We start from the raw sequence: 6,423 nt of genomic DNA, 5'->3' as shown, positions 1-6,423 counted from the left end.
TTCGACCTGGAGACCGGCCGGGGCAGCGCCCTGCGGGTGAGCGATTGCAAGTTCGGCATTCTTGAGAGCATCTTCTCCGGCGAGCTGATGATGGACGAGTGCATGGGTCGCTACATAAAAACCTGCGTCCATCTGGAGGACCGGGAGGCCCTGCGTCAGGCCTGCTCCCGGGACTACCTGGAAAGAGAGCTGACGGAAAAGGGCAGCTCCTACCTGAACTACCGCACGGTGTGCGGGGGCGAGGTGCGCTACTTCCAGATGAAGATGGTGCGCTTTGGCACCTGGGCTACCGGCCGCTCGGCGGTGCTGGGCTTCCGCAGTGTGGATGAGGAGACCCGCAACGAGCTGGAAAAAACCGCCCTGCTGCAGGACGCTCTGGCCCAGGCCAACCGGGCCAGCAAGGCCAAGAGCACCTTCCTCTCCAACATGTCCCACGACATCCGCACCCCCATGAACGCCATTGTGGGCTTCACCTCTCTGGCCCTCACCCACATCGAGCGTCGGGACCAGGTGGAGGAGTACCTGAAAAAAATCATGACCTCGGGCAACCACCTGCTCAGTCTGATCAATGATATTCTGGACATGAGCCGCATCGAAAGCGGCAAAATCCACCTGGACGAGGAGATTTGCAGCCTGCCGGAAATCCTCCACAGCCTGCAGAGCATTGTTCTGGCGGACATTCGGGCCAAGCAGCTGGATTTCTCTGTGGACACCCTGGACATTATGGACGAGGAGATCTACTGCGACAAGCTGCGGCTGAACCAGGTGCTGCTCAATCTGCTGGGCAACTCCATCAAGTATACCGGCGCAGGCGGCTCGGTCAGCATGCGCATTACCCAAAAGCCCGGCGCGCCCCAGGGCAGCGGGTTCTATGAGTTCCGCATCAAGGACACAGGCATTGGCATGAGCAAGGAATTTGTCTCTCACATCTTCGAGCCCTTTGAGCGGGAGCGCAATTCTACCATGAGCGGCGTGCAGGGCACGGGCCTGGGCATGGCCATCACCAAGAATATTGTGGACATGATGAACGGCCTGATCGAGGTGCGCAGCGAGCAGGGGGTAGGCACTGAGTTCATTGTCTCCTTCTGCTTCCGGCTGAGCCCCGGCGCCCGGGAATCCCAGCTGATCCCTGAGCTGAAGAATCTGCGGGCCCTGGTGGTAGACGACGACTTCAACACCTGCGACAGCGTGACCTATATGCTGCAGCAGATCGGTATGCGGGCCGAATGGACCCTCTCCGGCCGGGAGGCGGTGCTGCGCACCCGCCAGGCTGTGGCCCGCAACGACAGCTACTGTGTCTATATCATCGACTGGCTGATGCCAGACATGAACGGCGTGGAGGTGGCCCGGCGCATCCGCAAGGAGACCGGCGGGGACGCGCCCATTGTCATCCTCACTGCCTACGACTGGTCGGACATTGAGGAGGAGGCCAAGGAGGCCGGGGTCACTGCCTTCTGCAGCAAGCCTCTGTTTGCCTCTGAGCTGCGCAGCTGTCTGCGCTCCATTGTCAGCGTAGACGCCGCCCAGCCCCAGGAGGAGGAGCCGCCCATTCCTCAGAAAAAGACCGCGCTCACCGGCCGCATTCTGCTGGCAGAGGACAATGAGCTGAACCAGGAGATCGCCTTGGCTATTCTGGAGGAGGCCGGCTTCCAGGTGGATGTTGCCACGGACGGGCAAATGGCTGTGGATATGCTGAAGTCTGCCAAGCCGGACCACTATTGTCTGATTCTGATGGACGTGCAGATGCCCATCATGGGGGGCTATGCGGCCACCCGGTATATCCGTAAGATGAAGGACCCCCGGCTGTCCCGCATCCCGATTTTCGCCATGACTGCCAACGCCTTTGACGAGGATAAGCAGGAGGCTCTGAAAGCGGGAATGAACGGGCACATTGCCAAGCCCATCAACATTGAGCAGCTGCTGGAAACCCTGGAACAGGCGTTGAGTTGACTGCTGTCCGGTTAAAAATGAATACAAAAAAGCCTGGGCTCTCAAAAGAGCTCAGGCTTTTTCCTTTACGCAGCCAGACCAGCCGGCCTGCGCCAATGACAGAACATTACTCCTTCACTGCGCCCAGTGTAATGCCGTTCACAAAATACTTCTGCAGGAAGGGATATACAATCAGCATGGGAATCATGGCGATGAACACCTTCGCCGCCTCCAACGCCTTGTTGGAGTTCTGATTCAGCTGCTGATACTGCTCAGCCGTCAGGGTGACGCCCACAGGAATCTGCACCACAATCTGCTTGATATAGGTCTGCAGGGGGTACATATCGTCGCTATTCATCAGCACCAGGCCCTGGAAGAACTCATTCCAGAAGCCCACCGAGGTAAACAGCACCACTGTGGCAATAACCGGCACCGAGCAGGGCACCACAATCTGCCAGAGAATGCGCCAGGGGCCTGCGCCGTCAATGGAAGCAGCCTCCTCCAAATCGCTGGGCAGGTTGCGGAAGAAGTTCATCAGCAGAATCACATTGAACACAGGCACACTGCCCGCCAGCACCAGGGCCGCCATGGTGTTCATCAGGCCATAGGTCTTGACGGTGATGAACCAGGGGATGGTGCCGCCGTTGAACAGCATGCAGAAGATCAGCGCCCACATCATGAAATTGCGGGGTTTATACTCCCTCTTGTTCTTGGAGAGGGGATAGGCCATCATGATAATGACTACCATAGTGAACACCGTGCCAAACACCACGCGCTGCACAGAAATCCAGAAGGAGTTCCAGAACTTGGCGTCGCCCATAACCAGCTTGTAGGAGTTGATGTTGAAGCCAATGGGGAACATGGTTACCTGGCCGGAGGACACGGCGATCTTGTCGGACACAGACACACAAAAGGTGTACCACAGGGGGTACAGGCAGCTCACTGCCAGAAGCAGCAGGATGAGCACGTTGATGACGTCAAACAGTCTGGACAAAAAGGTCTTATTCTCTACCATTGTGCTCCCCCCCTTAGAAAATAGTGTAGTCGGCGAATTTATAAGCCAGCACATAGGACACAGTGATCAAGGTAAAGCTGACCACTGACTTGAACAGGCCCACCGCCGTTGCCAGCGAGAACTGCATGTTGGTGATGCCGATGCGGTAGACGTAGGTGTCAATAATGTCGCCGGTGCTGTACACCATGGGCGAATACATGTTGAACACCTGGTCAAAGCCCGCGTTGAGCACATTGCCCATGGCCAGAGTAGTCAGCAGCACCACGGTGGGGATCAGGGCCGGAAGGGTGATGTTGCGGATGGACTGCCACCGGGACGCGCCGTCAATGGCCGCCGCCTCATACAGGCTGGGGCTGATGCCTGTCAGCGCTGCCAGGAACACTACCGCGTTATAGCCGAATTCCTTCCATACATCCGTGCCAATGACAAAGCCCTGGAACAGATTGGGGTCTGTGAGCCACATCTTGGGCTCGTTGCCAAAGGCGGTGTAAACGCTGTTGAAAATGCCGAAGAAGCCAAAGATGTTGCCCACGATATTTGCCAGAATAACCCAGGAAATAAAGTGGGGCAGATACACAATGGTCTGCACAGACTTCTTGAAAGCCACATTCTTGACCTCGTTGAGCAGAATGGCAAAAACCAGGGGAATGACGATGTTGAGCACCAGCTTGCCAATCGCAATCACCAGGGTGTTGCGCACAATGTTCCACACATCGCCCAGGCTCATCAGGTAGGTAAAGTTGCTAAGCCCCACCCATTCAGAGCCAAACCAGCCCTTTTTGGGCATGTAATTCTGAAAAGCCATCAGAATGCCCACCATGGGCACAATGCTGAAGGCAATCATCCACAAAAAGCCCGGAATGGTCATCAGGGTATAATGGAAGCTGACAGGCAGAGATTTTCTTATCTTCTTAGGAGCAGTCTGGCCGTTGTTTTCCACGTTCTCCCTCCTAAAATCACCATAATAAAAGGGCAAAGGCGTTCTCCTTCACGAAAACGCCTTTGCTCCTCGTCAACTTATTTCACTTTGAAACAAAGGCGGTCAATCAAAATCAGCCAGCCTTGACAAAGGCGTCCACAGCCGCCAGGATGGTGTCGCCGCCCTGGGCCTTCCAGTTCTGCACATAGGTGTCAAAGGCGGAGATGTCGGCCTGACCGGTCATGATGGACATGATAGTCTGGTCCTCCAGGTCCTGCAGCTGGGTCCAATAGGTGTCGAACTCATCGATGGTGTAGTAGATGACAGACTCCACCTTCTTGTCGGGCGTAAGGGTGGCATAGGGCCGGTCGCCTACCATAATGGCGTAGTAGCGGTTGAACTGGCCGTTGTTGGTCATCACGTCCATGTCGTTCACGCTGACATTGCGATCGCCCTTGAAGTCCTCCTTGAAGACAGTGGGCAGGTCCACAGCGTCGGTGTACAGGTTCTTGTAGATGTTGCCGGGGATGTTGTAGTCCTCAGCAGTCTTGTCGCCCTTGAGCACGTCCATCAGGGCGTTGTACTCGTACTCGCACTCGTCCATGGCGGCCATGGTGTTGCGCAGCGGGTACCAGCCGATAGCAACAGAGGTGTCGAAGATGGACTCGTCACGCACAAGCACGTTGTTGGTGATGATGATGGCCTTCTTCACATCGTCAGAGGCGTCGGCGCTCACGATTGTGTAAGAGGAGCCGCAGTCCTTGATCTTCACATTCCACTTGCCATCATCGCTGTAAAGGGGATAAGCCTGCCAGTCGGCGGTGGGGTCGTTCTTGAAGGAGTCGCCGTTGCCGTAGCCCAGGCTCCACCAGGGACCCATGAAAATGCCGCAAGTGCCTTCCTTTACGCCCGCAGCCTCGTCGCCGTTGGTGGCAACGCCCAGCTCGGGGTTGATGAGGCCCTTCTTGTACCAGTCAGCCAGAATCTCCAGGGTGTCCCGGGTCTGCTGGGTGTTGGTGCCGTAAACCAGCTCGTCGCCCTCGTAGTAGAAGAAGCCCGGGTAGGCGTCCTTGGCCTGGTAAACAGCGTCAAAGCCGTAGCTCTTGTTGCCGGACTCAAGGAAGTTTGCATAACTGCGCACACCCTGGCCCACACCCGCAATGGAGTACTTGGGAGACTTGCCCTCGTCCTTGAACTTCTGGGCAGCGGCTTCCAGCTCAGCGATGGTCTTGGGAACCTCAATCTTCAGCTCGTCCAGCCAATCCTGGCGGATGAAGTAGATGTAGATGCCGTCGGTCTCCACAGACACATTGGGCAGGCCCACAAACGTCCCATCATAGGTGCCGTTGCTGTAGGCGCGGCCATCGGTGGACTCCATGATCTGCTTGACCTGCTTGGATGCATACTGGTCATACACGTCATGCAGGTCGGCCAGCAGCTCAGACTGAGCGGCCTTTACCATGTAGCTGCGGTTGGGAACCACTATGCCGTCCGGCAGGGAGGCGGAAGCGATCTGCAGGGAGATTTTCTGCTGGAAGTCAGCCGTAGAGCCCACAGTCCAGTCAGAGACAAACTTGATGTTGAAGTTCTCCTCCAGATAGCGGGTGTACTGGTTGTTGGCAGCATCCTCACCCTCAGACAGAGTGGTGTCCACCGGGTCGATCGAGCTGGCAAAGTGGACCTCCACCACCTCGTCAAACTTCTGGAAAGCCCGCTCGTCGATCTCGCCGGCAGGCGCGTCGTCGCCCTCAACCTCCTCGGCGGTGTGCCACTTCAGGCCAGCGGCCTCCATGGAGCCCTCGCCGCTCACAGCGGCGCCGCCGTCCTCAGGCGTGCTGACGTCGCCATCTTCGCTGCTGCCGCCATCGTCAGCAGGAGCGCTCTCGCTGGAGCTGGAGCTGGTATCTCCAGCCGCAGAAGAGCTGCTTTCGCCGCTGTCGCCGCCGCAGGCCGCAAACACTGTCGCGACCAGGCACAGCGCCAGGATCAGAGCCAGAATTCTTTTGGTCATTTTTGATCTTCTCCTTTACATATTTTGTTCACCATGACTCGATTGTTTCCGACCCTAGTCGGAAACACCAAGAGGAGTACTCCTCTTGCGTCATGGTTTCGTCAGAATTATATCACACCATAAACAAATTGTAAAGAGCTGGATGGAAAATATTTTTCTGAAATTGCATTCCTTTTCGGCATTTCCACCAATGCTCTTTGTCGAACACACAAGCTCACGGAAAAAAGCCACAAATACCCTGGCCTTTCTCTGTACAAAACGCCTGTTTTTCTGCGATTCAGCCGCCGCTTTCTTTTAGATGTGGAAGCTCACTGTATCCGCGCCCTCGTTCACGCGCAGCAGTACGCCCTGCTCCGCCTTTTCAGCCGCCGCGCCGTTCACGCTGCTGACAGCCTGCACATGATGCAGCAGCAGGCTCAGGCCCTCCGTTTTTCCGTTGAGGCGGACCGTGACCTTGTCCCCTTTCTTCTCCGCGGCGGCGCTGAGGAACTTCTCCCCCTTCATGTCCACCACATCGCAGGCGGCCTTGCCGGTGAGCTCATACACATG

General features: G+C 56.7%; 5 protein-coding genes. 1 reads left to right on the top strand and 4 read right to left on the bottom strand.

Annotation, left to right across the window (positions count from 1 at the left end):
* The coding region (locus tag ACTO5E_RS09625; RefSeq protein WP_482303245.1) for a hybrid sensor histidine kinase/response regulator at positions 1-1,950 on the top strand (1,950 nt) is incomplete at its 5' end.
* A 106-nt stretch (positions 1,951-2,056) separates the two neighbouring features.
* On the opposite strand, the gene ACTO5E_RS09620 is transcribed toward ACTO5E_RS09625, so the two are convergent.
* The 4 genes from ACTO5E_RS09620 to ACTO5E_RS09605 all read right to left on the bottom strand — a co-directional run.
* Positions 2,057-2,944 carry a carbohydrate ABC transporter permease gene (locus ACTO5E_RS09620; RefSeq protein WP_482303244.1) on the bottom strand — a complete coding sequence of 296 codons (888 nt, stop codon included), beginning with the start codon at positions 2,942-2,944 and terminating at the stop codon, positions 2,057-2,059.
* A 13-nt stretch (positions 2,945-2,957) separates the two neighbouring features.
* The gene (locus ACTO5E_RS09615; protein ID WP_482303242.1) at positions 2,958-3,884 is read right to left on the bottom strand and encodes an ABC transporter permease; all 927 of its coding nucleotides are present in this window, start codon (positions 3,882-3,884) and stop codon (positions 2,958-2,960) included.
* A gap of 112 nt (positions 3,885-3,996) precedes the next feature.
* The gene (locus tag ACTO5E_RS09610) at positions 3,997-5,874 is read right to left on the bottom strand and encodes an extracellular solute-binding protein (RefSeq protein ID WP_482303241.1); all 1,878 of its coding nucleotides are present in this window, start codon (positions 5,872-5,874) and stop codon (positions 3,997-3,999) included.
* Between the two features lie 294 nt (positions 5,875-6,168).
* Positions 6,169-6,423, bottom strand: a 255-nt coding sequence (locus ACTO5E_RS09605) for a hypothetical protein (RefSeq protein WP_482303239.1), incomplete at its 5' end; no start/stop codon positions are given.

The sequence above is a fragment of the Acutalibacter sp. genome, assembly GCF_056800975.1.
This window is presented reverse-complemented; position numbering and strand designations above follow the sequence as displayed.

What these genes read in the sequence shown, in the direction of transcription:
- ACTO5E_RS09620 (WP_482303244.1), bottom strand. Translation starts at nt 2,944, where the DNA reads ATGGTAGAGAATAAGACCTTTTTGTCCAGACTGTTTGACGTCATCAAC.
- ACTO5E_RS09610 (WP_482303241.1), bottom strand. Translation starts at nt 5,874, where the DNA reads ATGACCAAAAGAATTCTGGCTCTGATCCTGGCGCTGTGCCTGGTCGCG.